We start from the raw sequence: 24753 nt of genomic DNA, 5'->3' as shown, positions 1-24753 counted from the left end.
GAGCGACCTAACGGCCCGAAACTACGCCTTGCGAAGACCGACCCTGTTTTTGGAATAGAGCTTGCGCAGTTCGGCGGACTCTTTTTCACTGCGACCGGAGTCCATGTCGATCAGTTCCAGCGTGAGCGTGTAATTCCGCTGCGTGGTCTTGTTGTCGGGAGTGGTTCCCGAAGTGACCGTGGCGTACATCAGATAGTCGAACGGCTGATTGAGCTGTTCCATGGCGGCGGAGAACATCCGGCGGTTGCCGGGAATGAACAGATCGTCGGGCCGGAGCTGGCACTGCCGCAAGCCGGCTTCCACGTACCGCTTATGGATGACGTCGAACATTTCGGACTGCGAGATGCATGTGTCGATTTTCTGGTAGATCTGCTCTTTGAAGTCGCCGATTTCTTCGGCGCTTTTATTCTCCACGCCCACGAAGCAGATCTTTTTACGCGGCAGATTTCCATCGAGGTGCCCGGCGGGCTGCACCTGGGCGATCTCGTTCATCTGGCGCCCGAGCAACTGGCTGACCGAGCCCTGAATCAGCGGCTCCCAGGTCTCGGCGCCGGCGGCGTGGCTGCCGACCAGATCGGGGGCGTCGGCGCTCATGACTTTGGCGTGTTGCGTTCCGCGACAGCCCGTCGCTCCCGCCAGCCCGACCGCCGCCGCGCACTGCCAGACTGAAACCAAAAACTGCCGCCGCTCCATGGCCTGCTCCTGCGGGGCGTCCGGCCCCTGCTCCTGTGATCCGCCGGCCCCGTGCGATCCGTTCAATCGCTACAGACTGCCGTCTATCTCTTTTCGGCCGCCACGCTCCAGAGCTTGATCGACGGTTTCTGCTTCGCGGATTCGCAAGAGGCAGGATCATAGTCGGAAACCAGATTTGTGCTCCAGACGGACTTCATTCAGGCGGCCAGAGAGTTCGTAACCGTTTTATTGAGCGTTGGTTATGGCGATACGCGCCGGGCACGGAGTAAGCCTGGAATGCCCGCTCCGATGGTCAGTTCCCCCAGACATCAATGGCGGAAAACTCGCGATTGACCCGTCGCGACGTTCAGATACAATTGATTGAAACACCCGTTTGAATCGCCGCTGCGAGATTTCACACTCATGAACGATGACACCAAGCAACGCCTGATTGACTCGGCCGGGGAGATCTTTGCGACCCAGGGTTTCGCGGCCGCGAGCATCCGGGAGATCTGCCGGCAGGCGGGGGCCAATGTGGCTGCGGTGCATTATCATTTTGGCGACAAAGGCCAGCTTTACATGGCCTGTCTCGAACAGGCGCAGAGCTGCCAGGCGGCAGACGCCGCCGATCCGGCCGTTCTGCAGGAGCTCCCCGCCCGCGAACGTCTGAGAGTCTTCATCCGTGGCATGTTGATCAGCAAGCTGGCGTCGGGGCGTCCGCGCTGGCATCTCGAGCTGATGCTCCGCGAGATGATCCGCCCCACCGACGCCTGCACCGCCATTGTCGATCGGTACATCCGTCCGATGGCGGAGGTGCTCTGGAACATCATCGCCGAGCTGCGTCCGGACCAGGCTCGGGATCGTCACTTCTGGCTGACCGGCTTCAGCGTCGTGTCGCAGGTGATTTTCTACTACATCCACCAACCGATCGTGAGCCGGCTGATGGGAGAAGAAGCGTTCCAGCAGCTCACCGTCGACGAGCTGTCGGAGCATATAACGGCGTTCTCGCTGGCCGCGCTCGATCATCCCGGTCCGTATATCACGCCCAGGGCGCTGACGGCGGAGCCGGCGGCTGTGGAAAGCACACCATGAACTGGGTCGCCTGGAAGATGCTCAACGGCGACCCGGCGAAGTACCTGGGGACCGTGTTTGGCGTCGCCTTTGGCGTGCTGCTGATTTCGCAGCAGTGTTCGATCTTTGTCGGGATCATTCTGCGGACCGCGAACCCGACCGCCGAAATTCGCGAGCCCGACGTGTGGGTCATGGATCCGTTCGTCCCCAATGCCGATGAGATCAAGCCTCTCAGCGACAGCGACGTCTATCGCGTCCGCGGGATTCCCGGCATCGACTGGGCCGTCCGCCTCTACAAAGGGCTGGCCCGGGCCAAGGTGGAATCGGGCCGGTTCCGTCAGGTGATCCTGGTCGGCGTCGACGACCAGTCCCTCGTCGGCGCGCCGCGGAAGATGGTGCACGGCAATCTGGAGGACCTGCGGCGGCCGGATGCGATTGTGATGGACAAAGAGGGCTACCGGATGCTCTGGCCGGGGGAGGACTTCCGCCCCGGTCGGACGCTGGAAATGAACGACAGGCGGGCGGTGGTCGTCGGCCTGTGCGACGCGGCTGCCCCGTTCCAGTCATTCCCGGTGGTTTACACCCGTTATTCGCAGGCGATCCGCTTCGTGGCAAGCGAGCGGCAGCAGTTGTCGTTTGTGGTGGCCGGCGTTCAGCCGGGGCTCTCCGTTCCCGATGTCGTTCGAACGATCAACGATACGACCGATTTGCGGGCGCTCGGCCGGAGCGAGTTTCTCTGGCTCAACATCAAATACTACCTGGAGAACACCGGCATTCCGGTCAATTTCGGCATCACGATCACGCTGGGGTTTATTGTCGGCACCGCAATTGCGGGTCAGACGTTTTACCTCTTCACGATCGAGAATCTGAAGCAGTTTGGGGCGCTCAAGGCGATGGGCGTCAACAATGGGCGGCTGATCGGCATGATTCTGCTGCAGGCCCTGATTGTGGGAGTTCTGGGGTATTCGATCGGCATCGGTCTGACGGCGCTGTTCTTCGAGGTGACGAGCAAGGCCTTGCCCGATCTGCGCGGACTGCATCTCCCGCTCGACATCGCCCTGGGGACCGGCGTCGCGGTCGGGCTGATTATTGTCCTGGCCAGCATCCTGAGCCTGCGTAAAGTTCTCTCGCTCGAACCGGCAGTGGTCTTCCGCTAGTCGCAAGGATCGCCAGTCATGACAGCTTTGCTTGCACCCGCCGCCGACGTCGACGCGCCGGAACAATCCGTCGGCGTCGCCTGCCGGGGGCTGGTGAAAGAATTCGGCGACGGCGATTCGCGGATCCGGGTGCTGCACGAGATCGACGTCGATGTGCTGACCGGCGAGCTGACGCTGCTGGTCGGCCCCAGCGGTTGCGGCAAGACGACGCTGATTTCGATCGTCGCCGGATTGCTGTACCCCACGGAGGGGGAAGTCGAGCTGTTCGGGACGCCGCAGACGGCGCTCAAGGGCCGGCGGCTCGTCGACTTCCGCGCGCGGAACGTGGGATTCGTGTTTCAGCAGTACAATCTGCTGCCGGCTCTGACGGCGACGGAGAATGTCGCCGTGCCGCTGCTGATCCAGGGCTGCACGCGCCGGGAGGCGTTTCCCCGCGCCAGCCGGGTGCTCGAATCGGTCGGGCTGGGAGACCGGACCCATTCCTATCCCTCGCAGCTTTCCGGGGGCCAGCAGCAGCGCGTCGCCATCGCGCGGGCGCTGGTCCACGAGCCACGCCTGCTGGTCTGCGACGAACCGACCGCCGCTCTGGATGCGCATTCCGGACAGACGGTCATGGAACTGTTGCGGAAGGTCGCCGTGCAGCCGGACCGGGCGGTCATCGTGGTCACGCACGATGCGCGGGTCTACGCGTACGGCGATCGGATCATCGAGATGGCCGACGGTCGCATCACGTCGGTCCGCTCCCGCGCCGATTTCGAATCGGGTCCGCACCATGAATGAAGGAAGTTGAGAGTCCAGAGACGAGAGTCGAGAGCCAGAATTGAAGTGCGAGCACACGTTTCTAAGTCTGGCGATCAACTATCCGCGATAAGCGATCAGCCCTCTTCCTCCGGCTACTCGCTACTCCCGATTCGCTGCTCCCTTCCCCAATGAGGTCGATCATGAAGTTTCGCCGAAGTCTGATCTTGCCGCTGATCGCCGGGGGGGCGCTGCTCTTTGCGACCTTTCACATTGCGCGGACGCACGAGACCCCTCCCGAGACGGCGCCGCTGATCTCGCCGAGCAAGTCGCCCTACAGCGACGTGATCGCCGGCGCCGGTCTGGTCGAGGCCCGCTCTGAGAACATCAAGGTGGCGACCGAGCTGCCGGGGGTCGTCACCGAGGTGTTCGTCGAGGTCGGCCAGCCGGTGCGGAAAGGGGAGCCGCTGTTCAAACTGAGCGACCGCGATCGAATGGCGGTCCTGGCGGTCCGTCAGGCGAGTCTTTTTGCGACCGAAGCGGACTTGCACAGGACGCGCGCGCTCCCCCGGCCCGAAGACATTCCGATCAGCGAGGCGGCGGTCGAACGGGCCCGTGCCGATTTGGGTCTCCAGAAGGATCAGCTTCAGCGGATCGAGGAACTGTTCGCGCGCAAAGTGACCACGCAGGAAGAATTCACCCAGCGTCAGCTCGGCTTTGCCGCCGCGCGTGCCGAGCTCTCCCGGATCGAAGCCGAAGACGAGCGTTTGAAGGCCGGCGCGTGGAAGGAAGATCTGCTGCTCCGCGAGGCGGACGTCGCCAAAGCGCGTCAGGACGTCGAACAGGCGCAGATCGAAGTCGAGCGACTCACGGTCAAAGCGCCGATCGACGGCACGATCCTGAAAGTCGACGTCCGTCCGGGCGAATATGTCGGGACACCTCCCAACCAGACGCTGATGCTGATGGGGGATGTGTCGACGCTGCATGTCCGGGTCGATATCGACGAAAACGACCTGCCGCGGTTCCGGCCGGGTCTGCCGGGGACCGGCTATCTGCGGGGCGACGCCAGCGATCCCCTCAAGCTGGAATTCGTCCGGGTGGAGCGTTTTGCCGAACCCAAAAAATCGCTGACCGGAGCCGGAAACGAGCGTGTCGATACGCGAGTTCTGCAGGTCATCTACCGGATTCTGCCGTCCGACCGGACCGTCTATGTCGGCCAGCAGATCGACGTCTATCTGGACGCCGCCGCGAAACCGTCGACGGACGCCAGCAGCCGCCAATGACCGGGTTGCGGTTTCCATTCCGCCCGCGGGGGGAGGGCTTTCAGCGAATTGACGTACTGCACGCAGTGCGGGCAATGCGACAGATGGGCTGCGACGTTCCGCTCGTCCTGCGGCTCAATCGACTTCTTTACATAGGACTCGGCCAGATCGTGGCACTCCGTGCATGTGATTCTCCGAGCCACGAGCGGCGAATTCGACGGCAGCAGCCACCAGAATGCTCCGCCGAATGCGAGCACCAGCCCGAGGGCCGAGGCCGCGGAGACCAGCCGCCGCCGTCGTTCGCGACCCCGCCACGTTCGGGCGCAGCGCTCCAGCGATCCCGCGGGGACCGGCTCCCATCCGTCGGCAGGTGGCAGGGGTGTCGTCATGGCCTGAAGCTTTTCATCGTCGCGGCCGGGCGGTCTGCCGCGGCACAACTCTATTTTCCGTCAAACTTTGGGTCAATGTCTGTAAGCGGCCTCACACAAAGTCGCCGTAATCGGAGTCATCCTGGCGATTCGGCGGCCGGTCGCGTCGACGCAAGTCCCGGACGGGGCACCGGGGTTCCCGGAAGATCCGGAACCGGCAGTCCGAGCGACCTGGCCATCCGTTCGGGGGCCCGGATCACAACTCGCTGGCGGCCGATCTGAACCAGTCCTTCCGTATGCAACTCGCCCAGCAGCAGCGTCACCGATTCGCGCGTCGCGCCGATAATGCTCGCCAGATCCTGATGCGACAATTTCAGATCGATCAGCACTCCCTCGGGAACCGGGCGTCCGTATTGCTCGACCAGTTCCAGCAGCAGGCTCCCGAGCCGTTCCCGCGTGGACCGGAACAGCAGACTCTTCAGGCGCCGTTCGACGCGCCGGCGGCGCAGGCCGATCAGCCGGGTGATTCCGAGCGAGAACTGCGGGGACTCCAGCAGCAGATCCTGCAGGACGTCTCCCGGCAGCAGGATCACCGTCGAAGTCACCACGGCCTCGGCGTACTCTTCGCGCGTGCCGCCGTCCACCAGTGCGAGTTCGCCGAAGACTTCCCCCGGCTCGATAAACGCCAGGATGGCCTGTTTCCCGTCGGGGGTCAGGCTGCTCAGCCGGATTCGTCCTTCCGCCACGAGCATAACCCCCTGGGAAACGTCGGAGGGGAGATAGACCGACGACCCCTTGGGAAACGTCTTCTGGCGCGATACGCCGTTCAAGCGCGCGAGCTGCTCGGGCGGCAGCCGCTCGAACAACCGACAGCGTTTGAGGTACCAGTGCCGCTCCATCGCCCGACGTCCCTGCAGAGTGGAACCTCGACCACCTGCCGGGGAACCGTTCCGAATTGTACCGCGATCCCGTCCGCGGAACAGCCGCGGCGATTCGCGGCGCGGCTCGCCGATCTGCGAATCGTGCAGGATGGACGCGACAGTCCTTCCGAACTCACGCTAGAATCGAGGCGGATCGCTGGTCATCGTCCGTCAGGAAGGCTCCACCATGTCGCCGCGCCGTTCGTGGATTCCGGGTTCCCTCGTCCTCGTCGCCGTCTGCGTGAGTGCGGCGGCAGGTCTCGCTCAGGACGCGGCCCGCAAACCTGTCATCGAACGCGAAGAGTCCTGGCAGGTCATCGAGATGCTCGGGCAACGCGTCGGCTATGGTCGTTCGGAAGTCGCGCCGATCGACGAGGACGGCCGGAGCATTGTGAAGTCCGATTCCGAAGTGCATATGCTCTTCAAACGCTTTGGTCAGAAGATCGCCATTACCGTCCTGATTGGAACGCGCGAAACCCCCGAAGGGGATGTCCTGTCGTTCGAGTATGTCACGCAGAATCCTCCCGCAGCGCCGAGCCGGATCGCGGGGGTCGTGGACGGCGGAGAATTGACGCTCACAACGACTGTGGACGGGAAGGCGAAGACCGCCACTCGCGCCTGGAAGCCCGAATGGAAGTCCCCCGCCTACCAGGACCGGGTGCTTCGCGAACAGCCGCTGAAAGCGGGGGACCAGCGCAGCTTCGAGGCGTATCTGCCCGAGTTTGCGAAAGCCGCCCGGATCGATCTGAAGGCGGGCGCCGTCGAGACGATCAAACTTCTGGAGGGACCCGACCAGTCGCTGCAGAAGGTCACGGTGCGGAATTCGCTGCTGCCCGGCATTCCGATGGACATGTGGCTCGACGACAAGGGCCGGGCGCTCAAGACCTCGACGAGCCTTCTGGGCACCGACATGATCACTTACACGGTCTCCAAGACGGAGGCATTGAAGTCGCTCGACGGCGAGGAGCTCGACTTTGCGGTCGGAACGCTGGTCAAGGTGCAGGCGATCCCGGACGCATACACCCTTGGCGAAGTGGTCTACAAGATTTCGCTGCCGTCGCCGGAAGCGGTGGAGGCGCTCCCCGACTCCCTCAACCAGCACAAAAAGCCCCTCGCCGGGAATGTCGTCGAGCTGCGGGTCACGCGCGAACGACTGCCGGCGACGGCCGCGATCAAATCCGCGGCCGCCGAATTCACCGGTCCGACCAAGTTCCTGCAGTCGGATGACGACGAAGTCCGGAAGCACGCTCGCGCCGCCGTCGGCGACGCGACCGATCCGGTCGAGAAGTGCCGGCGGATGGAGAAGTATGTCGCCGAGACGCTCAAGAATAAGAACTTCTCGACGGCGATGGCCTCGGCGGGCGAAGTCGCACGCACTCTGGAGGGGGATTGCACCGAGCATGCCGTGCTGCTGGCGGCGATGCTGCGTGCGGAAGGGATTCCTTCGCGCGTCGCGGTTGGCCTGGTCTACGTCGCCAGCGATCCCAACTTCGGCGGCCACATGTGGACCGAAGCCTGCCTCGACGGCGAATGGCACGCCCTCGACGGGACGCTGGGTCGCGGCGGCACGACCGCCGTCCATCTGAAGCTGGGGGACTCGAGCCTGGCCGAAGAGGGTCTCTCGCAGTCGGAGCTGTTCGTCCCGCTGGTGACGATTCTCGGGAAGCTGCAGATCGAGGTTGTGTCGGTCAAAGAGTGAGCGGCTGCAGGCCGGTTCACGTTTCCGTCATCCAGAGGACGTTGGTCAGATCGACTTCCTTGCCATCGACGGTGAGCAGCGCCTTGCCGTCGGCGACGCGGACGCTGTCGACGACGCCGCTGACAAAGTCTTCATTCTGCGTCGCCGCAATAGTCTTGCCGAGGAAGGATGCGGCGCTGGAGAGCTGCTGGTTCAGCGAGACGGTTTTCAGCGTGCTCTGGAGCTCGATGTTCGCCTGCAGGCTCTGCATGCTGGAGACCTGCTGCAGGAGCTCATTGCTGTCGGTCGGGTTGGTCGGATCCTGATTCTGCAACTGCGTGATCAGGAGTTTCAGAAACGTCTGCGACGTCAGGCCATTGAGGCCGGCCTTGCTGGCGTCGACCGTCTTGACGGCGGACGCGGGGTTGGTCGCCGCGTTGACAGCATTCTCAATTGCAGATGCCATGACCGGAACTCCTTCTCCAGATCCCGCCCCGCTTCGAGGGGGAAGTTGACTCTGTTTTCAGACGCGAATATTCAGTTCGCCGAGGGCCAATGAACCGCGCGACTCCGCAGGGACCGGCTCCGCGGCCTCCTCTTCGTCGTACAGCAGAGGCCCCGCGTCGTCCTGCCGGTTCTGCTGCGAAGACTGCCAGCCGGAATCGGCGGTCCCGTCCCCCGGCGCAGCGCGCTCCGATTGGTAGACGTCGATCCGGTCGACGTTGGCCCCCTGCTGCTGCAGCGACTCGCGCAACTGCGGCAGATGCTCCGCCAGCAGTTGTCTGGCCGCCGGAGAATCCGCTTCCAGTCGCGCCGTCAGGACGCCGCCGTGGGAGTGGACTTCAATCCGTACCGTTCCCAGATCGGGGGGCGTAATCTGCAGCGAGAGCTGCTGGCCGGTGTCGTGCGATTTCAGCACGAGCTGCGAGACCGTATCAACCAGCGCCCGGGAATCGTGCGGGGCGACTTGAACCGGGGGGGGCGCCGCTGGAGCAACCGGCGACGCCTCGTTCCGGCCGGTAGTCAACGGTCCCAGGCTCGAAGCATCCGCGGGCTGCGCCGGCGCGGCGTCCTGCGACACCTCCGCCGGGAAGTTCGTCTCTGGAACAGCGTCGCTCTTTTCAGCGGTCGCCGGACGTCGCTCGCTCTCGGCAGGCGTCGCGATCGGCTCAAACGCAACGGCGTCCTTTCCGAGGCTCTCCTCCGCGACAGGAGCGGTTGTGACTTCAAGCGGCGCCGGCGTCGATTCCGAGGTCCGGACCGACGAGGCGCTGCTCTTCGCCGGGGCTGCGATCTCCGGCGTCGCCGCGGGGGTCTGCGGAACGACCGCCGCCGCCTGTGTCATGGTTGGAGTTGCGTCGTCCGTCTTCACGAACGTCGGCTGAACGGCCTGCGGAACGGCGACCGCCGGTACCGGTATCGCCAGCGGCGATGCCGCGGACGCTGTCGGCGTCCCCGCTTCTGGCGCGGCGGTTGAGACCTTCTCGTCATCCGGCTTTTCAATCGCCAAGGCTGGCGTCGTGCTGGCGACTTCCGTCACCGGCGCGGCGACGGGTTGAGGAATCGCGGAAGGGGTCTGCACCGGCAATCCCTGCGCGACCGTGGCGATCTCGGGGACAGCCTGGTTCGACGACGGTCCCGCTTCAGTCAGCGGGACGACGGTTGTTGTCGCAGCGGCCACGACCAGCGGCGTCGACGGAATGGCGCTGACCGGAGCGACCGGCGCGTTCGTCACGGTCTTGGCCGGCGTTCCTGACGGCGCGGCCGCCTGGGCCGCCATCACCGCGGAGAGGGCCATCTGCAGTCCCGGCGGCATGGGGGCGGTCGCGTCGCCTGGCGCGGTGTCAGTCGCGATCACGGCGTCCGGAAGAATCGGCGCGGCGGCGCCGGTGGCGGCCGGCTTCGCAGTCGTTACCGGCTTCGCCGAAAGCCATTCCTGGAGTGCCGATGGCATTGCCGATACGGATTGGCGGGGCGTGGGCGTCTCTGGCAGGGGAATCGGCAACGGAGCGTCATCCGTCGCCGGGAGCGACTGCACGGCGGTCGCAAGGTCCGGATCGGCCGCAACTTCCAGCGGAACCGCAGCGACGACGACCGCCGCCGCTTCCAGGGCCGCGCTGGCTTCCGCCGCGAGTCCGTCGATCGACGGACTCGCGGCAACGACCTGTTCCGCGCCCGGCGGTGGAGTTTCGGCCTCGACGGGGGCCGCTTCGCGAGCCTCGGGAGCTGCCGGATCCCGGGGAGTCTCGGGGGCCGCGGCCTGATTGTCATTGTCCGGCCGCGGGGTTCGCGAAGAGCCGGCGTCGCGCTGGACCTTGCGGAACGACGACAGGAAGCCGCGCGTCGGCTGCTGAGTTTCTTTCGTCCCGTCGGATTGCGGAGCGGCTGGAGTCGACCGAACCGGCGTCAGCCCCGCAGACTTGAAGAGCGAACCGATCGGGTCATGGGTCGGCATAGTGTCTTAACCGTTACTCGGGAGGTTCGGCGGGGGGGCCAAGGTTCTTGAGCGCGTCGTCGACCAGAGGACCCTGCGGGCTGCCGTGAAACAACGCTTCGAAAATTTCCTGGCCGCGCTTCAGCGTCTCGGGCGTCAGATTGAATGCCTGCAGGATCTTGGCAGTCGTCTTCTCCGGAATGCCCTTGAGGAGCTCCACGCTCTCTTCGAGCGAAAGTCCCATCAATCGTTGAACGGCGTCCTCCGGTTTGGACGCCAGCAAAATCGCCCGCGTCTGCTCGCGGGACTCCGACTGAATCCGTTCGTCCAGCTCTTCAAGCGTTTTCCGGAACTCTTCCTTCATTACATCGAACTTCCGACGCTCCTGAATCGAACCAATTGCCGCTTCCGTCGCCAGAGACTTGAGAGATTTCAGCTCTTCTTCCCGGGTATCGAGCTGCAACGCGCGCACGGTCCGGAGTTTGAGGACTTCTTCGTTCGACACTCCGGCAGTTTCCGCCGGTTCGGGGAGCGGCTCGGTCTCCGTCCGGCCCTCCAGCATCATCCGCATCGCCCAGAGGTTTTCTTTCGACAACCGCCCCTGCGAGTACAGCATTCCGACCCCTACGGCTTCGCAGAGGAGCAGCACGAACGACAGCAGCCCCACCAGCATCATCAGCGTCCGAATCATGTCCAGCTCTCCCGCAGACGCGCGGCCTGCCAGTTATCTTCCCGCTCACGCGCCGCGTGACGTTCGACTTCGGCCTCGAACTCCGCCTGCTGCTTCTCCGACAGTTTCTCGAGCACCTTGACCCCCTGGTCGGCCTGAACCAGCAATTGCCGGCACTGCGTCACGACCAGGGCCGCCTGCTGCCGCTGCAGTTCAAGCTGTCGCAGGCGATAGGCGAGCTGGCCCGCGTGGTACCGGCGGGCGGCAGCTCGATCGATGGAAAGTTTGTCTTCGTCGTTGAACGCCCGCAGTTCGGCCAGGGTCGCCTCCCGTTCGCGTTCCACGTCCGCGTGCTGCTCCGCCAGAGCCGCCTCCGCGGCCAGCGCCTGGGCGAGCGCCTGCCGGCAGAGGTCCCGCTGGTTCTCGCGGAACTTCTGCAACGACTCCAGGCGAAAGCGAAACTTTGACACGGCAGATCCGTTCCCTGCTAAATCACCATCGTCGATTCTGGAACAGTGCGTCTTTTCGTCCTGTCCCCTCTCCCGCTGTCTTCCGTGGGAGAGGGCCAGGGTGAGGGTCTTCGAAGATGTCGGAGTGTCGTCTACGGAGAAAAGACAGCCCTCAGCCTATCCCTCTCCCAACGCAGACGTCGGGAGAGAGGACTGGAGGCGCGGCTCGCATTCGTGGCCGGTGATTCGGATTTCAGTCCATTCACGCCCCGACCGGTTTGTCGATCGTGCGTCGATTCATCGCGTCGCGCAGCCGGGAAAGCTTCTGCAGCAGATCGGCCGATTCCGCCAGCGTGTTCCGCTCGTGGACCTCCTGCTGGAGATACTGCAGCAGGGCGGGGCGGAGCTGGATGGCGGCGTCGACGGTCGGATTGGTCCCCGACTGGTAGGCGCCGATCGAGATCAGATCTTCGGACTGATGATAGGCCGCCAGCAACTGCTTCAGCGCATTCGACGAGTGGCGGTGCTCGGGCGTCACCAGATCCGACATCAGCCGGGAAATGCTCTGCAGCACGTCGATCGCCGGATAGTGCGCCTGATGCGCCAGCTTTCGCGACAGCACGATGTGACCGTCCAGAATTCCGCGGACCGTATCGGCGATCGGTTCGTTCGTGTCGTCGCCTTCGACCAGCACCGTGTAGAACCCGGTAATGCTGCCGCTGTTCGTCCGACCGCTCCGTTCGAGCAGACGCGGCAGGAGTGCGAAGACGCTGGGGGGATATCCGCGCGTCGCGGGGGGTTCGCCGGCGGCCAGGCCAATCTCCCGCTGCGCCAGGGCGAAGCGCGTTACGCTGTCCATCATCAGCAGGACATTCTTGCCGCGATCGCGAAAGAACTCGGCGATCGCCGTCCCCAGGTACGCCGAGCGCAATCGGAGCAGGGCCGGCTCGTCGCCGGTCGCCACGATAATCACGCTCCGCGCCAGCCCCTCCGGCCCCAGGTCTTTCTCCAGGAACTCGCGGACTTCGCGACCCCGTTCGCCGATCAGGACGACGACGTTCACGTCCGCCGTGCTGCCCCGTGCAAGCTGGCCCAGGAGGGTGCTCTTGCCGACGCCGCTCCCCGCGAAGATTCCCAGCCGCTGCCCCAGGCCGCAGGTCAGGAGGCCGTCGATCGCCCGGACTCCGGTCCCCAGCGGCGTATCGATCCGCGGCCGGTCGAGCGGCGGGATGGGCTTGCGCTGCAATCCGACCCGGTGCGGCAGGATGACGGGTCCGCGATTGTCGATCAGCGATCCCCGCGAGTTGATCACGCGTCCCAGCAGCGCCTCGCCGACGTGGGCGATCGGAACGGACTGCACAAGTCGCACGCGCGTCCCGCGCCGGATCCCCTGGAGATCGCCGTAGGGGAGCAGCAACGTCTCTTCCCCGGAGAATCCGACGACTTCGGCGTCGATCGGACTGCCATGTTCCCGCTCCAGCTCCACCGTCGCCCCCTGGGGCGCCGGGAAGCCGCTGACGGCGGCGGTCAGTCCCACCAGTCGGGTGACCCGACCGGTCAGCTTGACCGGCAGCATCTGGCGCACATGTTCGACGAGGGCGTTCATATCGGTCGGTCACCTGTCCTGAAACAACGACTACGCCGCGGGCGGCTGTCCGAGCAGCTCGGCGGTGATCCGCTCCAGCATCGTCTCGATCCGTGCATCGATTTCGCCGTGCTGGGTGACGATGCGGCAGTCGCCGGGACTCAACTGCGGGTCCGCGATCAACCGGGCTTCGGCGCAGCCGCTCGTCGAACGAACGACCTCGGCGGCGTCGGCGCCCAGTTGCTCGACGTCGGAGGGGGCCAGGTGAATCGCCACCTGGCTCTGTCCGGCGGCGAGTTGCAGGACTTCGCGGAACATGGACCGCACTCGGTCGGGCTCGACGTTCAGCAGGCCCCGGACCAGTTTCTCGGCGACGGCGACCGACAGCTCGACGGCAGTCGATTCCCAGCGGACCAGCCAGTCATCCCGTTCGGCACGCAGGGCGGCGGCGGCCTGCTGCAGGGCCGGCAGCGCCGTTTTGAGCCTCTGAGTCGCGAGTTGCTCGGCTCTCTGGGCGATCTGCTGCTCGATGGTCAGATGCGCGGCCTGCAGTCCTTCGGCGCGACCTGCATCGCGACCTTCCTTACGGGCCTGATCGCGCAGGGCCTCAATTTCTTTGCGGGCGCCCGCCAGCAGCGCCGCGGCTTCGGCGCTCATCTGCGCCATGTACTCTTCGCCCTGTTTCCGAAAGTCGTCGAAATTGAACGCCACGCGCCCGCCCAGCTCGCGGACGGCGTTGGCCTTCATCACTCTCGGGATTCCGTCCGCCATACCAACCTCATTTTCTGCCGCCGCCGGTCAGGTGCACCGCGGGCCTGCGGATCACGTGACGAGCTGTTCGCTGCCGCCGCCGGCGACGACGATCTGTCCGGTCTCTTCCAGTCGGCGGACGGTGTCGACGATCTGCGACTGCATCGCTTCGACGTCGCTGAGCCGGACCGGTCCCAGATACTCCATTTCTTCCTTGAGCATCTCCGCCGCCCGCTGCGACAGATTCGACATGATGCGAACTTTGATCTCTTCGGACGCCCCTTTGAGTGCCACCGACCACTGGCTGTTGTCGACTTCCTTGAGCAGGCTCTGAATCGCCTTGTCGTCCAGCTTCAGCAGGTCGTCGAAGACGAACATGAGCCGGCGGATCTCGTCGGCGAGATCGTGATCCTCCTGGTCCAGCGACTCGAGGATCCCCTTGTTGGTCATCCGGTCGGTGACGTTCAGAATCTGCGCCACCGCGGCAACTCCGCCCGCCTTCTCGGTGTTCTGATTGAACAGCGACATCATCCGCGTCCGCAGCGTCTTTTCGATGTCGCTGACGACCTCGGGGCTGGTCTGCTCCATCGTCGCCACCCGGCGGACGACTTCGAGCTGTTTGTTCGACGGCAGACCCGCCAGCACTTCGGCGGACATCGCCGCGGGCATGTGCGACAAGATCAGCGCGATGGTCTGCGGGTGCTCTTCGGAGATGAAGGTCAGCAGGTTTTCCGCGCCGGCTTTCTGCAGAAACGAAAAGGGGACCGAATTGATCGACTGCCGGACGTTCTCGAGGATCGCCCCGGCTCCTTCCTTTCCCAGCGACTGCTCCAGCAGTTCGTTGGCGAGGTCGAGCCCGCCGCGCTCCATCGGAACCTGTTCGAGCATCGTATCCCGGAACTCGTCCAGGACCCCTTCGAGCTGATCGCGGGACACGTCGTCCATTTTCGCGATCTCCAGCATGACGCGCTCGACCTGGTCGCGCGGGAGCTGACTGAGCACCTCCGCGGCGACTGGTTTTTCCAGGCTCAACAGAAACACGGCGGCTTTGCGGACTCCATCCATCGTCGGTCTTTCCGTCGCCTACTTGGCGGCCTGCAGCCATTTCCCGATCACGTTCGCCGTCATCTCGGGGTTGTCCCGCGCCAGATTCTGAATCAGCTCGCGCTTGGGCATGTCCTTCAGGACGATTTCCTCCATGGTCGCCGGGGCCGTCACCGCGCCGGGCATTCCCGGAATCGTCTGGCCCGCCGACAGACCGGCGGCGCTGGCCATCGACGACGCTTCCGCAGGGAGCGACTTCATTTGCCGCCGCAGGATCACCAGGGCGGCCAGCGCCAGCAGCACCATTCCTGCCGGGCCGCCCCACTGCCGGACCAGTTCGGTGATCCGGATGCTCCAGACGATCGGCGTATCCGCCGCATTGGCCTCAACGCGCTCGAACGAAGTCACCGTAATCGCGTCGACCGGCGATCCCGTGGGGATCAGCCGCGCCACCGATTTCTGGACGTTCGCCAGCACATCCTGTTCGATCTGCATCGCGTCGGTCCGGGCGGGATCTTTTTCCCCCGCCGCGGTCCGCTGATCGGCGATCTCCCGGTAGTAGTCCCGCGGAATCTTCACGCTGACCTGAACCGCCTTCGGCATGGCCGCAATCAGCGCCTTCTCGGTGACCTCGAACGAGACGCCGCGAATGGCGTTCGTTCCCGATTCGTTCAACTGCCGGGTTCGCTCCGGCGCGGCCGCTGCCGCCAGCGCCCCCGGCTGATTCGCCCGGAGACCGGCTTCGCCCTTCGGCGGGCGCTGCTGGACGTTGTCGGTGGTGCTGAACTCGCTCGAATAGACGTCCGCGGACTTCTTCGGATCCACGACCTGACTGCGGGTGACCGACGATTTCAGATTGTCGACATCGACATGAACCGTCACTCCGACGCCCGGGATGTACGACAGATCTTTCTGAATCTGCTGCTCGTACTGGCGGGTCAGTTCGCGGATCCGATTGACCGGGCCGCTGTTGAATGGATCGTCGGTGGATTCGCCCGTATAGCTGACGGCGTTGACGACGTCGAAAATCGTCACGTCCGACGGCTTCAGGTCGGGGACCATGCTCGACACCGCCGCCCGCAGCGACGTCACCAGCCGCTGTGACAGCTCCCGACCGGCGCGCGGTCGGACCGTTACGTTCGCCGTGACGTGGTTCTTCCGGCTCCAACTGTTCGGGCGGCCCGAATTGGCGATTCCGACCCGCGCGTGTTCGATATCGGGGACGGCCATGATCATCCGCTGCAGTTCCTGCAGCAGCAGCGCTTCCTTCATATCCTGACGCTGACGGTCGGTGCTGAACGGTCCGAGGTTCTCGAACTTTCTCAGCAGTTCCGCCCCCATGTCCGCCGGCATGGCGTCGAACTCGAGCAGCGCCGCGTTGTAGCGGTCGGCTTCGCCGGCCGGAACCATGATCCGCTGACCTTCCCGCCGGAAGCCCGTCAGATTGGCTTCGATCAGGGCCTGCTCCGTCTTCATCAGCTCGTCGGTCGAGAAGACCTTGCCCCACGACAGCGCCGTGTACGAAGCCCCCGGCTGAGACCACAGCAGCATGGCGAACGCCGCGACCACCAGCAGGGGCACGACGATGAGCGTCCCGCGCTGACTCGGCGTCATGCGGGAAAACAGCTCCTGAAACTGGCGGGCGATGCGGTTCAGCACGTCCATGGGCGATATCGATTCTCAAAGGCCGGGGTCGCAGTCAGCGGGACTTCTAGCACGGCGAATTACATGCGCAGATTCTGGATTTCCTGGTAGGCGTCGAGCAGCTTGTTTCGGATCTGGATCATCAGCCGCAGCGCGAGATCCGATTCCCGCACCGCCGTGAACGTTTCCACCAGAGCCGGATCGTCGCTGCTCAGAGCCGCCTGGATCGCCTGCTGAGCGTCGCCCTGCACGCCCTGCATCTGCTGCCAGGACTGCAGCAGCGTCTCCTGGAAACTTGCGGACGGCGGCGTCCCCGCCGACGGCAGCCCCTGGGGCATCTGCAGCCCCGGGACTCCGGACGTCAGCGACAGCGGCGAAATCATGATCCGTCCTCAACTCTCATCGAAGTTCCCGGAACGACGACGACCACTCTCTCACAGCCCCGTCGCGGGTGCTGTGGGAGAGCGAATAGGGAATAGCGAATAGGGAGTAGCCAGAAGAAGTCGCGTCGATATTGCTCTTTTCAGGCTACTCGCTATTCCCTGCTCCCTATTCGCTTACCCTGAGCACCCCGAAACCGGCCGCTGACCATTCATCAACCCAGAATCTTGAACGTCCCTTGAAACATCTGCTTCGTGATATCCATCGCCGCGATGTTGGCCTCGTAGGCCCGGCTCGCCTCGATGGCGTTGACGAACTCCGTGACCACGTCGACGTTCGGATAATGCACGTTTCCCTCGGCGTCCGCGTGCGGGTGACCCGGCTGGTGCTGAATCCGCGCGGGAGACGTTTCGTCGATTTCCACCTTCGCCTGCACGCCGACTCCGCCGGTCGCGTACCGGGCCGAGCCTTCCGTCTCCATGATCGCCATCCGTCGCTGAAACGGCTTCGATTCTCCGTTCTCGTTCTGCGTCGTATTCACGTTCGCGATGTTCCCCGCGATCGTGTCGATCCGCAGGCGCTGCGCCACCATGCCGCTGGCGCTGATGTTGAGCGTTCGAAACATCGTGTCCTCCCGAATGACTAGGCGCGTTCTGTAATCGCAGCCTCGAGCTGCGCATACTGCGCCGACATCAGTTGCAGGGCCATCGTCTGCAGCAGCGAGTTCCGCGTCATCTGCAACGTCTGATTTTCAATGCTGCGGTTGTTGGCGTCCTGAAACGTAATCCCCGGCTGTGATCCCGGCTCTTTCGCCCGAAACAGGTCCGGCGTGAACGCCGCTTCGGGGCTCTCGAAGAACTCCGGAACCGGCTCCGCCCACTGCAGCGAAAGCGACGTCTCCCCCGGCGAGACCGCCGGGCGATTCAGCCGGCGAATCGCTTCCTGCATCGCGTTCTGGAACTCCGCCACCGGCAGGTCCCGCATCTTGTAACCCGGCGTATCGATGTTGGCGATATTCCCGGCCAGAACATCCTGCCGCCGTTCGGCAAACAGCGCCAGACGCTTCAGGAGCGGCTGCGTTCCCGACTGCAGGAACTGATCGAGCATCGTCTAATTCCTCATCCGCGGCCGACGTCCCCGTTCCTCCGACGGGACGGGGACGTCCGGCAGGTGCGTCTACGCCGCTTTCGTCTCGACGGCCGGCAGCTCGATGACCGCCGGCAAATCGGCGTCCGCTTCCGGACGCCAGGGCTTCAGGTTCGAACCGGGGCCGCCGCGCGGCGGGTAACCGTAGTCGCGCAGCTTGCCCGACAGCGTCCGAATTCCGATCTGCAGCGCCTTGGCCGTCTTCTCGCGGTTGCCCGCGAACCGGACGAAGGTCGCTTCGATCAGCTTCCGTTCCATTTCGGCGAGCGTGAGCCCCGCCACCCCTTCGGAGTCGTCCTCGTCCGTCGGGCGGGCGAGCCACGGCTCGATCATCGACGCCGTCAGCTTGGTGCCCCAGTCGAGCGCACAGGTCCGTTCGATCAGATTCTCCAGCTCGCGAACATTGCCGGACCACGAGTAGTCCTGCAGCAGTCGCAGCGCTTCGAGCGTAATTGAGCGGGGAGGCCGGCCTTCCCGCGCCGCCACGCGACGCAGGAAGTGCTCGGTCAGCAGGCCGATGTCTTCCTTGCGGGACCGCAGCGTCGGCAGCTCGATGCGACCGGCCCCGACTTCGGCATAAAGCTCCCGGCGGAACAGCCCGCGCTCCATCAGGTCGTCCAGGTCGACGTGCGCGCTGAGCACGATGCGAACGTCGAACCGGACCCGTTCGTTGTTCTGCGGATGATCGAAGCGGCCTTCGTGGATCATCTGGGTCAGCCGTCGCTGCAGCGGCAGTGCGATGCAGTTCGCGTGGTCCAGCAGAAGCGTGCCGCCGTCGGCCAGTTCCAGCCGTCCGGGCTGCCGGATCGGCGCTCCGTGCGGCGTCTGCTCGACCAGTCCGCACAGCTCTTCTTCGAGCACTTCGGCGGACAGCACGCTGCAGTCGATCTTGATGAACGGCCGATGCGCCCGCCGGCTCGAATCGTGAATCGCCTGGGCCACCACGTCGACCCCGGTTCCTGGTTCGCCGAGCAGCAGCACGCCCCCCGCGGCCTCGGCCGCCTGCTGGACCTGCTGTCGCAGAACCTGCATGGCAGGGCTGTGCCCGACCATATCCCGCAGGTTCCGGTTGATGAGCTGCCGCCGCAGCCGCCGATTCTCGCCGTGCAGCTTGGCCCGCTGCATCGCGGCGGAAATGGCGTGGGTCAGCATCAGCGGGGTATAGGGGGAGGCCAGGAGCTCGACGCCCGCGGCCGCCGGCAGATAGGTCGGGAGGTCCGACGCCGGCGCCGGCAGCAGGCAGACCAGTTGCGTCGACCAGCCGCGCTGGGAGATCTGCGAGGCCAGGCCCGCCGCGGACTCGCCGGTCGACAGTTGGCCGACGAGGCAGACGTCGGAGGACTGCTGGGCGAGGGCCTGCAGCGCGGCGTCGATCGTATGCACGATCCGACAGGGAGCGCCGGTGGCCTGCACGTCGAACGCCAGTTGCTGGGCCTGGTGCGGATCGACCGCCAGGACCATCACAGAAACGGGCGATTCCGCTGGCGCGCTGGCCCGGCCCGGAAACGGAATGACATGGGGATGTGTAAACGTCATGCAGTGTACCGTGTCAGGTTTCTGGAGATTCGAAACTGGGAGATGGGAGAGTCGACTGCTACGTATCGATACTGAAATGCCGCGTTCCGCCGTTGAGGGGCGAACCCTCGTAGGCTTCGCGCACCCGCATGCCCCGATTGACCGACGCCAGCTCCCGCTGCGTGGCGTCGTGTCGCTGGTTCAGGAGATGCGTGCCGGCCTGCTCCTCCCGCAGGAGCCGGGCCAGCAGGTCCTCGATCTGCGCGAGCTGCTGCTCGCACTCCGTCCGTTCCGCCGCCCGCAGCCGATCCCGCCGATCGGACCACGAGCTCCAGGCCAGTTCCTGCTCGCGGGCGGCCCGCGCCACGTCGTCGAGCAGAGTCTGTTTCTGGTGCAGCAGAGCGAGCAGTTCCGTGTAGTCGTCCCGACGGATGCAGTCCGACTGCGCCAGCGACAGTTCGAGCAGCGCCGCGCACAGGGCGCGACGCTCTCGAAAAGCGGCGAGGTAGTCGGGCAGATCGGTTCCGGACGACACGATGTGCGTTCCTTGAGCGGTCGCACCGTCGCGGCTTCGTCGCCGCGACGCTGTCGATCGCTGTTTTCGGACTCTGGATTGTCAACGCGAAACGGGAGAGTTCAGAGCAGCGTCTGCAGCGCCCGGTCCAGAAACTCGCCCCATTCTTCGGGGGTGAGGTTCGTGTCCGGCGCCTGGAAGGACGCATCGGGAATCTGTTTCTGGTTCAGAATGACTCGCGCCTGCTCCAGCAGGCTCCGCGCCTCGACCTTCTTGCCGAGTCGCGAATAGCAGCGGGCCATCTGCACGTAAGCCGTCAGCAACTGGGCGCTCTGCGGGGCGCTGTTGGCCGCTTCGTTGTAGGCGGCGATCGCCTCGTCGTAGCGCTCCAGCGCGAACAGCACCTGCGGAACTTCCAGCATCGTATTGTCGAGCAGCCGCAGTCCGCGCAGGTCGAGGTGGTCGAGCTGTCGTTCGACCTGCAGATGTCGCTGCAGTTGCTGCTGCATCAGCAGCGACCGCTCCCGCGTCGACCGGATGTTCGCCGCCAGCCGCTGCCGCGCGGTTTCCGTCTCGGCCAGTTCGAGCTGATACTGCAGCCAGTCCGCGTGCTGCTGCAGGGCCCGGGCCAGGTAGAACCGGGCTTCAGGGGCGGTCGCGTCCTGAGCATAGCGAACCAGATATTCTTCGTAGAGCTGGATCGATTCCGCCCACCGCACGGAGGCGCTCGTCCAGCGGGCCCGCACGGCCGCCGGATCGACGGCAATGGCGCCGCTTTCGGCTTCGCGCCGCTCCAGGGCGCCGCGCTCGAACTGCAGCCGGGCCAGCGCCAGCAGCGACTTCTGCCACTCTTTGGCGTCGGGGGTCAACTGGTCGGAGCCGAGGACTTTGCGCCACGCCGCGTCCGCCAGCTCCAGCTCTTTGCGCTCCATCCGGGCCGTGCCGATCAGATACTCGGCGCCGAACACCGCGGGGTCGGTCGGAAACTTGGCGACGACTTCCTGCAGCTCCTTGAGGGATTCGTCGAGGCGGTCGAGGTCCAGCAGGACCTCTCCCCGCCGCACGCGGGCCGTCGCCAGCAGATTCGTCGGGGAAGTCTCCAGAAACAGGTCGAGCTGCTTGACGGAGTTCTCGAAGTCCTGGCCTCGTCGATACTGCTCGGCGCTCTGCCACAGCGCGTCGGGATAGGTTGCGGCGCTCCGCCGCAACTGGGCCAGCCGGGCATAGGCCGTTCCCGTCAGGCGCCGCAGCATCCGCAACTCGACCAGTTTGACTTTCTTGACGGTCTCCGTCTGCCCGGCGAGCCCGGCTTCGCTCTCATCCGCCCAGCGTTCGTGAGCCCGGGCGGCGAGTTCATAAGCCTGATCCTGCGGGAACAACGGGGTCATGACTTCGGTCAGGGCGATTGCATCGTTGTAGCGTCCCTGGGCCAGCCACGATTCCCACGCCGCCAGGACCCGCGATCGAACGTCGTTCAGGCTGATCCAGGGATTCGTAAATTCCGACACCGCGGGGGCGGACCGCAAAGCCGCTCCATAACAGGCCAGAGACTTCTCGTGGCTGCCGTCCTGCCGCAGCAGATCGCCCAGATACACGTTCGCCGCCAGGGCCTCGTCCGTCCGGTCGAACCGGTCCAGCGTTCGCTGCAACCAGGTAATCGCCCGCTGCCTCAAGTCGCGAATCCGCACCAGGTCATCGGTCCCGGTTTTCCCCTGAGCCCGCAGCAGGGCGAGGGCTTCCTGATCGGCGATCAGCCCCATCAGATAAGTCGCCTGCCGCACCGTCGCTCGATACAGCCGCTCGTCGGAGACCACAGGCTCCAGCAGCCGCGTCGCCTCGGCGTAGCGCCGATCGGCCATCAGAATCCGCGCCTGCAGGACGTCTTCGTGCGGCTCATCTTCCGGATTCCGGACGATGGCCGCCAGCGCTGCTGCGGCTTCCGTCAGATGATTCTGGGCCAGCAGGATCTCGGCGTGCTGCCTCAGCAGCCGCGACCGATCCGCAGTTTCGACGGCGGCGTCCCGCGCCAGCGTGTTGAACGCCAGCGCCTTCTCCAGCAGCTCAGGGGTCCTGACGCTCGGGTCGAGATAGATGCTCGCCAGCATCTCGCCCGCCGCGGTGCTCTGACTGGCCCGCTGGCGAACGGCCGTTTCCAGCAGCGGCCGCGCCGCAGTCGGTGAGTTGGTCTGAAACAGGCTCCGTCCGTAGGCATAGGCCCACGACGGCTGGTACTCTTCGCTCAGCGCCCGCAGCCCGGCTTCCTTCAGGTAGCTTGCGGCGACGACGTAGTCCTGGCGGTCCGGTCCGTTCTGGTCGGCTTCCGCCACCTGAAACGCCGCCATCCCCAGCACGTACTCGACCCCGGCGGCAAAGGCCGGATCGCGATACTGAGACTGCTCCAGGTCCTTGGCGATTTCGCGGGCCTCGCGGCTGCGACCTTCGTCCAGATGCTTGAGCGCCGCTCGCAGGCGCTCGGAGGGAGTCGGTTCCTTGGGGCGGGTCTGATACCAGAACACCCCCCCGCTGACCAGCACGACCGCGGTCGCCCCGAGTCCCAGCCGCAACGAAGTCGCCGACAGTCCGAGCACGCGCCGCGGTGCGGCCTGCTCTGCGACGGTCGGTGCTTTGGCGCTGGCTGCCATGTCGATCGGCCCCGGGACGCGACGTTGCGGAAGTTCTTCCGCAACGAATGCGTCGCAACCTGGTCAAACTTGAGGAAAAACAAGGTCGCCCGCGACCGACCGGTCGGAGGGCGCTATCAACGTCGAACGTGTCCGCCACGTCCGTAGTGCGGTACAGGATCAGCGATTCGTGATGGGAGTTGGATGGCGGAGTCTTAGCTCCGATGGCACAAAAGTGTCAACGCGTTTTGCTCGCGAATCGGCAGGAATCGCAGGGTTTTTGTCCCAATTCGAGCATCGACTGCCGGTCGGCGTCGTGTGGAACGCGCATCGCGAGTTTCACACCCTCGCGGCCCGGCAGCAACTGCTGTTCGACCCCGGAATTCTGCCGGGAGGTCGATTGCCGGCGACCCGGCGCTGCCCGCGTCCGGGGAGACTCCGGTTGAGCCGGGCGACTGCAGCGACTTTAACGATTGGGCTCAAGTTGCGGCCCAGGGCGGTCGATCCTCAAGAAACGCAATCCTTCTGCTGGCGAGGTGGATCATGATGTACGGGCTCTATCTCTCTGCGCAGGGCGCCGAGGCGCAGAGCTTTCGTCAGGCGGTGGTCGCCAACAATATGGCGAACGTCGGCACCTCCAGCTTCAAGAGAGACTTCGCCGTCCTGCGGTCGCATCTCCCGTTCGACGCCGTCCATGGCCCCGAGAACCAGGTCCCCGAAACGCTGCTGGAACAGACCGGCGGCCTGTCCGTCGAAGGGACTGTGACCGATTTCTCTCAGGGACCCCTCCGGCAGACCGGCTCCAGCTTCGATATCGCCCTGGTCGGGGATGGCTTCTTTCAGGTGACCGACGGGAACGCCACGTTCCTCACCCGCGACGGCCACCTGGCTCTCGATTCGCAGAACGCGCTCGTGATGGCGGATACCGGATACGCCGTTTTGAACGCCACCGGCGAGGCCTTCGCCATTCCGCCGAATTACTCCGGGCTGTCAATCGGACCGGAAGGAATCGTTTCGGCGGTCACCGCGGAGGGCGTCCGGGCGCCGCTCGGCCAGCTCGGTCTCGTCCAGCCCGCCGTCTCGACCGACCTCATCAAGGAAGGACGGAACCTGTATCGCTCGCTGGGCGACGTCGAACCGGCCCTCGATGCGCAGGTTCGCCAGCAGTTTCTCGAGGAGTCGGGCGTCAATCCGCTGGAAGAGACAGTGACGCTGATCGAGACCAATCGAGCGTTTGAAATGAACATGAACATGATCCAGATGCAGGACGACATGCTCATGCGCCTGTTGCAGAGCGCCACTCCCGCTTAACCCCTGTTGCGAGCTGGTCACCGATGCTCTATCGAGCACTGCATTCCGCCGCATCCGGCATGAATGCGTACATCTTCAACCTGGACGTGATCGCCAACAACATGGCGAACACGGGAACGAACGCGTTCAAGCGATCGCGGACGAACTTCGAAGATGTGTACTACCAGAACTTCAAGCTGCCGGGTGCGCAGGACAGCCTCGGTCAGCGGACCCCCCTGGGAACCGCCCTCGGCCTGGGGGTGACGGTCGCCGCCACGCAGCAGGATTTCACTCAGGGGAGTCTGCTGCAGACCGGTCGGCAGCTCGACGTCGCGATCGAAGGGGCGGGCTTCATGGAAGTCCAGGACGTCAACGGGCCGCTCTACACGCGGAACGGTCAGTTCGCCCTCAACGACAACGGCGACCTCGTCATCGGGTCCGCCAACCGCGGCCGACGGCTCAATCCCCCGATCAGCATTCCCAACGACGCCACGCAGATCTCGATCTCTCCGGAAGGGATCGTCGCAGTTCTCCAGCCGGGCTCCCCCAACCTGTCCCAGGTCGGGCAGATCCAGCTCACCCGCTTCATCAATCCGGAAGGGATGATGCAGATGGGCGAATCCCTGTATCAGCAGTCGGACGCCTCCGGTCCGCCGCTTCCGGGCCAGCCCGGCCAGCTCGGTCTCGGCACCATCATGCAGAACTACCTCGAAATCTCGAACACGGAACCGGTCGTCGAGCTGGTCGAACTCATCAAGACTCAACGCAACGTCGAACTCAACAGTCAGATCCTCCAGGCCTCCGATCAACTGCTGCAGCTCGTCGCCAACATCCGCCGCTGACG

Annotated in this window: 24 protein-coding genes; 7 read left to right on the top strand and 17 right to left on the bottom strand. The window is 64.9% G+C overall.

Annotation, left to right across the window (positions count from 1 at the left end):
- Positions 1–21 precede the first annotated feature (21 nt).
- Complete coding sequence (locus SH412_RS24065) at positions 22–693, bottom strand: penicillin-binding protein activator LpoB (RefSeq protein ID WP_336520578.1); 672 nt, start codon at positions 691–693, stop codon at positions 22–24.
- 402 nt (positions 694–1095) lie between these two features.
- Here SH412_RS24065 and SH412_RS24060 point away from each other — a divergent pair, with 402 nt between their 5' ends.
- The 4 genes from SH412_RS24060 (at position 1096) to SH412_RS24045 (ending at position 4921) form a co-directional block, all read left to right on the top strand.
- Positions 1096–1764: a CerR family C-terminal domain-containing protein gene (locus SH412_RS24060; RefSeq protein ID WP_336520577.1), complete on the top strand. Its 669-nt coding sequence runs from the start codon at positions 1096–1098 to the stop codon at positions 1762–1764.
- Entirely contained in the window at positions 1761–2900 is a 1140-nt protein-coding gene (locus SH412_RS24055) for an ABC transporter permease (RefSeq protein ID WP_336520576.1), read from the top strand. The genes SH412_RS24060 and SH412_RS24055 overlap by 4 nt, the downstream gene beginning before the upstream one ends.
- Before the next feature lie 18 nt (positions 2901–2918).
- Entirely contained in the window at positions 2919–3680 is a 762-nt protein-coding gene (locus SH412_RS24050; protein WP_336520575.1) for an ABC transporter ATP-binding protein, read from the top strand.
- Between the two features lie 161 nt (positions 3681–3841).
- Entirely contained in the window at positions 3842–4921 is a 1080-nt protein-coding gene (locus tag SH412_RS24045; protein ID WP_336520574.1) for an HlyD family secretion protein, read from the top strand.
- On the opposite strand, the gene SH412_RS24040 is transcribed toward SH412_RS24045, so the two are convergent.
- Both SH412_RS24040 and SH412_RS24035 read right to left on the bottom strand, forming a co-directional pair.
- A complete protein-coding gene (locus tag SH412_RS24040; RefSeq protein ID WP_336520573.1) occupies positions 4870–5289 on the bottom strand; it encodes an anti-sigma factor in 420 nt (139 codons plus the stop codon). The genes SH412_RS24045 and SH412_RS24040 overlap by 52 nt on opposite strands.
- Positions 5290–5405: 116 nt before the next feature.
- Positions 5406–6167 (bottom strand): Crp/Fnr family transcriptional regulator, encoded by a 762-nt coding sequence (locus SH412_RS24035; protein ID WP_336520572.1) that lies wholly within the window; start codon positions 6165–6167, stop codon positions 5406–5408.
- Between the two features lie 208 nt (positions 6168–6375).
- On the opposite strand from SH412_RS24035, the gene SH412_RS24030 reads away from it, so the two are divergent.
- Positions 6376–7887, top strand: a complete 1512-nt coding sequence (locus SH412_RS24030; RefSeq protein ID WP_336520571.1) for a transglutaminase-like domain-containing protein — start codon at positions 6376–6378, stop codon at positions 7885–7887.
- A 16-nt stretch (positions 7888–7903) separates the two neighbouring features.
- On the opposite strand, the gene SH412_RS24025 is transcribed toward SH412_RS24030, so the two are convergent.
- From SH412_RS24025 to SH412_RS23960, 14 genes are all read right to left on the bottom strand, one after another.
- Entirely contained in the window at positions 7904–8332 is a 429-nt protein-coding gene (locus SH412_RS24025; protein ID WP_336520570.1) for a flagellar hook assembly protein FlgD, read from the bottom strand.
- Positions 8333–8389: 57 nt separating this feature from the next.
- Positions 8390–10321 carry a flagellar hook-length control protein FliK gene (locus SH412_RS24020; protein ID WP_336520569.1) on the bottom strand — a complete coding sequence of 644 codons (1932 nt, stop codon included), beginning with the start codon at positions 10319–10321 and terminating at the stop codon, positions 8390–8392.
- 13 nt (positions 10322–10334) lie between these two features.
- Complete coding sequence (locus SH412_RS24015; RefSeq protein WP_336520568.1) at positions 10335–10991, bottom strand: hypothetical protein; 657 nt, start codon at positions 10989–10991, stop codon at positions 10335–10337.
- Positions 10988–11440 (bottom strand): hypothetical protein, encoded by a 453-nt coding sequence (locus SH412_RS24010; RefSeq protein ID WP_336520567.1) that lies wholly within the window; start codon positions 11438–11440, stop codon positions 10988–10990. The genes SH412_RS24015 and SH412_RS24010 overlap by 4 nt, the downstream gene beginning before the upstream one ends.
- Before the next feature lie 241 nt (positions 11441–11681).
- A complete protein-coding gene (locus SH412_RS24005; protein ID WP_336520566.1) occupies positions 11682–13025 on the bottom strand; it encodes a FliI/YscN family ATPase in 1344 nt (447 codons plus the stop codon).
- Positions 13026–13055: 30 nt separating this feature from the next.
- Positions 13056–13751, bottom strand: a complete 696-nt coding sequence (locus SH412_RS24000) for a FliH/SctL family protein (protein ID WP_336524178.1) — start codon at positions 13749–13751, stop codon at positions 13056–13058.
- Positions 13752–13826: 75 nt separating this feature from the next.
- The gene (gene fliG, locus SH412_RS23995; RefSeq protein WP_336520565.1) at positions 13827–14819 is read right to left on the bottom strand and encodes a flagellar motor switch protein FliG; all 993 of its coding nucleotides are present in this window, start codon (positions 14817–14819) and stop codon (positions 13827–13829) included.
- Between the two features lie 18 nt (positions 14820–14837).
- Positions 14838–16463: a hypothetical protein gene (locus SH412_RS23990; RefSeq protein WP_336520564.1), complete on the bottom strand. Its 1626-nt coding sequence runs from the start codon at positions 16461–16463 to the stop codon at positions 14838–14840.
- A gap of 59 nt (positions 16464–16522) precedes the next feature.
- On the bottom strand, positions 16523–16825 hold the full coding sequence (locus tag SH412_RS23985; protein ID WP_336520563.1) for a flagellar hook-basal body complex protein FliE: 303 nt from the start codon (positions 16823–16825) through the stop codon (positions 16523–16525).
- Between the two features lie 212 nt (positions 16826–17037).
- Positions 17038–17448, bottom strand: a complete 411-nt coding sequence (gene flgC, locus SH412_RS23980; RefSeq protein WP_336520562.1) for a flagellar basal body rod protein FlgC — start codon at positions 17446–17448, stop codon at positions 17038–17040.
- 17 nt (positions 17449–17465) lie between these two features.
- Positions 17466–17930 carry a flagellar basal body rod protein FlgB gene (locus SH412_RS23975; protein ID WP_336520561.1) on the bottom strand — a complete coding sequence of 155 codons (465 nt, stop codon included), beginning with the start codon at positions 17928–17930 and terminating at the stop codon, positions 17466–17468.
- 69 nt (positions 17931–17999) lie between these two features.
- Complete coding sequence (locus SH412_RS23970) at positions 18000–19505, bottom strand: sigma-54-dependent transcriptional regulator (protein ID WP_336520560.1); 1506 nt, start codon at positions 19503–19505, stop codon at positions 18000–18002.
- Between the two features lie 58 nt (positions 19506–19563).
- Positions 19564–20019 (bottom strand): flagellar export chaperone FlgN, encoded by a 456-nt coding sequence (gene flgN / locus SH412_RS23965; protein WP_336520559.1) that lies wholly within the window; start codon positions 20017–20019, stop codon positions 19564–19566.
- Between the two features lie 101 nt (positions 20020–20120).
- Complete coding sequence (locus SH412_RS23960) at positions 20121–22640, bottom strand: tetratricopeptide repeat protein (protein ID WP_336520558.1); 2520 nt, start codon at positions 22638–22640, stop codon at positions 20121–20123.
- A 522-nt stretch (positions 22641–23162) separates the two neighbouring features.
- On the opposite strand from SH412_RS23960, the gene SH412_RS23955 reads away from it, so the two are divergent.
- Both SH412_RS23955 and flgG read left to right on the top strand, forming a co-directional pair.
- A complete protein-coding gene (locus SH412_RS23955) occupies positions 23163–23930 on the top strand; it encodes a flagellar hook-basal body protein (RefSeq protein WP_336520557.1) in 768 nt (255 codons plus the stop codon).
- Positions 23931–23953: 23 nt separating this feature from the next.
- Entirely contained in the window at positions 23954–24751 is a 798-nt protein-coding gene (gene flgG / locus SH412_RS23950; protein ID WP_336520556.1) for a flagellar basal-body rod protein FlgG, read from the top strand.
- Positions 24752–24753 lie beyond the last annotated feature (2 nt).

The sequence above is a fragment of the Planctellipticum variicoloris genome (assembly GCF_030622045.1).
GTDB classification, from domain to species: domain Bacteria; phylum Planctomycetota; class Planctomycetia; order Planctomycetales; family Planctomycetaceae; genus Planctellipticum; species Planctellipticum variicoloris.
This window is presented reverse-complemented; position numbering and strand designations above follow the sequence as displayed.

Bases quoted from the DNA above. Each gene is read 5' to 3' on its own strand.
- SH412_RS24065 (WP_336520578.1), bottom strand. From the start codon at position 693: ATGGAGCGGCGGCAGTTTTTGGTTTCAGTCTGGCAGTGCGCGGCGGCG.
- SH412_RS24060 (WP_336520577.1), top strand. From the start codon at position 1,096: ATGAACGATGACACCAAGCAACGCCTGATTGACTCGGCCGGGGAGATC.
- SH412_RS24055 (WP_336520576.1), top strand. From the start codon at position 1,761: ATGAACTGGGTCGCCTGGAAGATGCTCAACGGCGACCCGGCGAAGTAC.
- SH412_RS24050 (WP_336520575.1), top strand. From the start codon at position 2,919: ATGACAGCTTTGCTTGCACCCGCCGCCGACGTCGACGCGCCGGAACAA.
- SH412_RS24045 (WP_336520574.1), top strand. From the start codon at position 3,842: ATGAAGTTTCGCCGAAGTCTGATCTTGCCGCTGATCGCCGGGGGGGCG.
- SH412_RS24040 (WP_336520573.1), bottom strand. From the start codon at position 5,289: ATGACGACACCCCTGCCACCTGCCGACGGATGGGAGCCGGTCCCCGCG.
- SH412_RS24035 (WP_336520572.1), bottom strand. From the start codon at position 6,167: ATGGAGCGGCACTGGTACCTCAAACGCTGTCGGTTGTTCGAGCGGCTG.
- SH412_RS24030 (WP_336520571.1), top strand. From the start codon at position 6,376: ATGTCGCCGCGCCGTTCGTGGATTCCGGGTTCCCTCGTCCTCGTCGCC.
- SH412_RS24025 (WP_336520570.1), bottom strand. From the start codon at position 8,332: ATGGCATCTGCAATTGAGAATGCTGTCAACGCGGCGACCAACCCCGCG.
- SH412_RS24020 (WP_336520569.1), bottom strand. From the start codon at position 10,321: ATGCCGACCCATGACCCGATCGGTTCGCTCTTCAAGTCTGCGGGGCTG.
- SH412_RS24015 (WP_336520568.1), bottom strand. From the start codon at position 10,991: ATGATTCGGACGCTGATGATGCTGGTGGGGCTGCTGTCGTTCGTGCTG.
- SH412_RS24005 (WP_336520566.1), bottom strand. From the start codon at position 13,025: ATGAACGCCCTCGTCGAACATGTGCGCCAGATGCTGCCGGTCAAGCTG.
- SH412_RS24000 (WP_336524178.1), bottom strand. From the start codon at position 13,751: ATGAAGGCCAACGCCGTCCGCGAGCTGGGCGGGCGCGTGGCGTTCAAT.
- fliG (WP_336520565.1), bottom strand. From the start codon at position 14,819: ATGGATGGAGTCCGCAAAGCCGCCGTGTTTCTGTTGAGCCTGGAAAAA.
- SH412_RS23990 (WP_336520564.1), bottom strand. From the start codon at position 16,463: ATGGACGTGCTGAACCGCATCGCCCGCCAGTTTCAGGAGCTGTTTTCC.
- SH412_RS23985 (WP_336520563.1), bottom strand. From the start codon at position 16,825: ATGATTTCGCCGCTGTCGCTGACGTCCGGAGTCCCGGGGCTGCAGATG.
- flgC (WP_336520562.1), bottom strand. From the start codon at position 17,448: ATGTTTCGAACGCTCAACATCAGCGCCAGCGGCATGGTGGCGCAGCGC.
- SH412_RS23975 (WP_336520561.1), bottom strand. From the start codon at position 17,930: ATGCTCGATCAGTTCCTGCAGTCGGGAACGCAGCCGCTCCTGAAGCGT.
- SH412_RS23970 (WP_336520560.1), bottom strand. From the start codon at position 19,505: ATGACGTTTACACATCCCCATGTCATTCCGTTTCCGGGCCGGGCCAGC.
- SH412_RS23960 (WP_336520558.1), bottom strand. From the start codon at position 22,640: ATGGCAGCCAGCGCCAAAGCACCGACCGTCGCAGAGCAGGCCGCACCG.
- SH412_RS23955 (WP_336520557.1), top strand. From the start codon at position 23,163: ATGATGTACGGGCTCTATCTCTCTGCGCAGGGCGCCGAGGCGCAGAGC.
- flgG (WP_336520556.1), top strand. From the start codon at position 23,954: ATGCTCTATCGAGCACTGCATTCCGCCGCATCCGGCATGAATGCGTAC.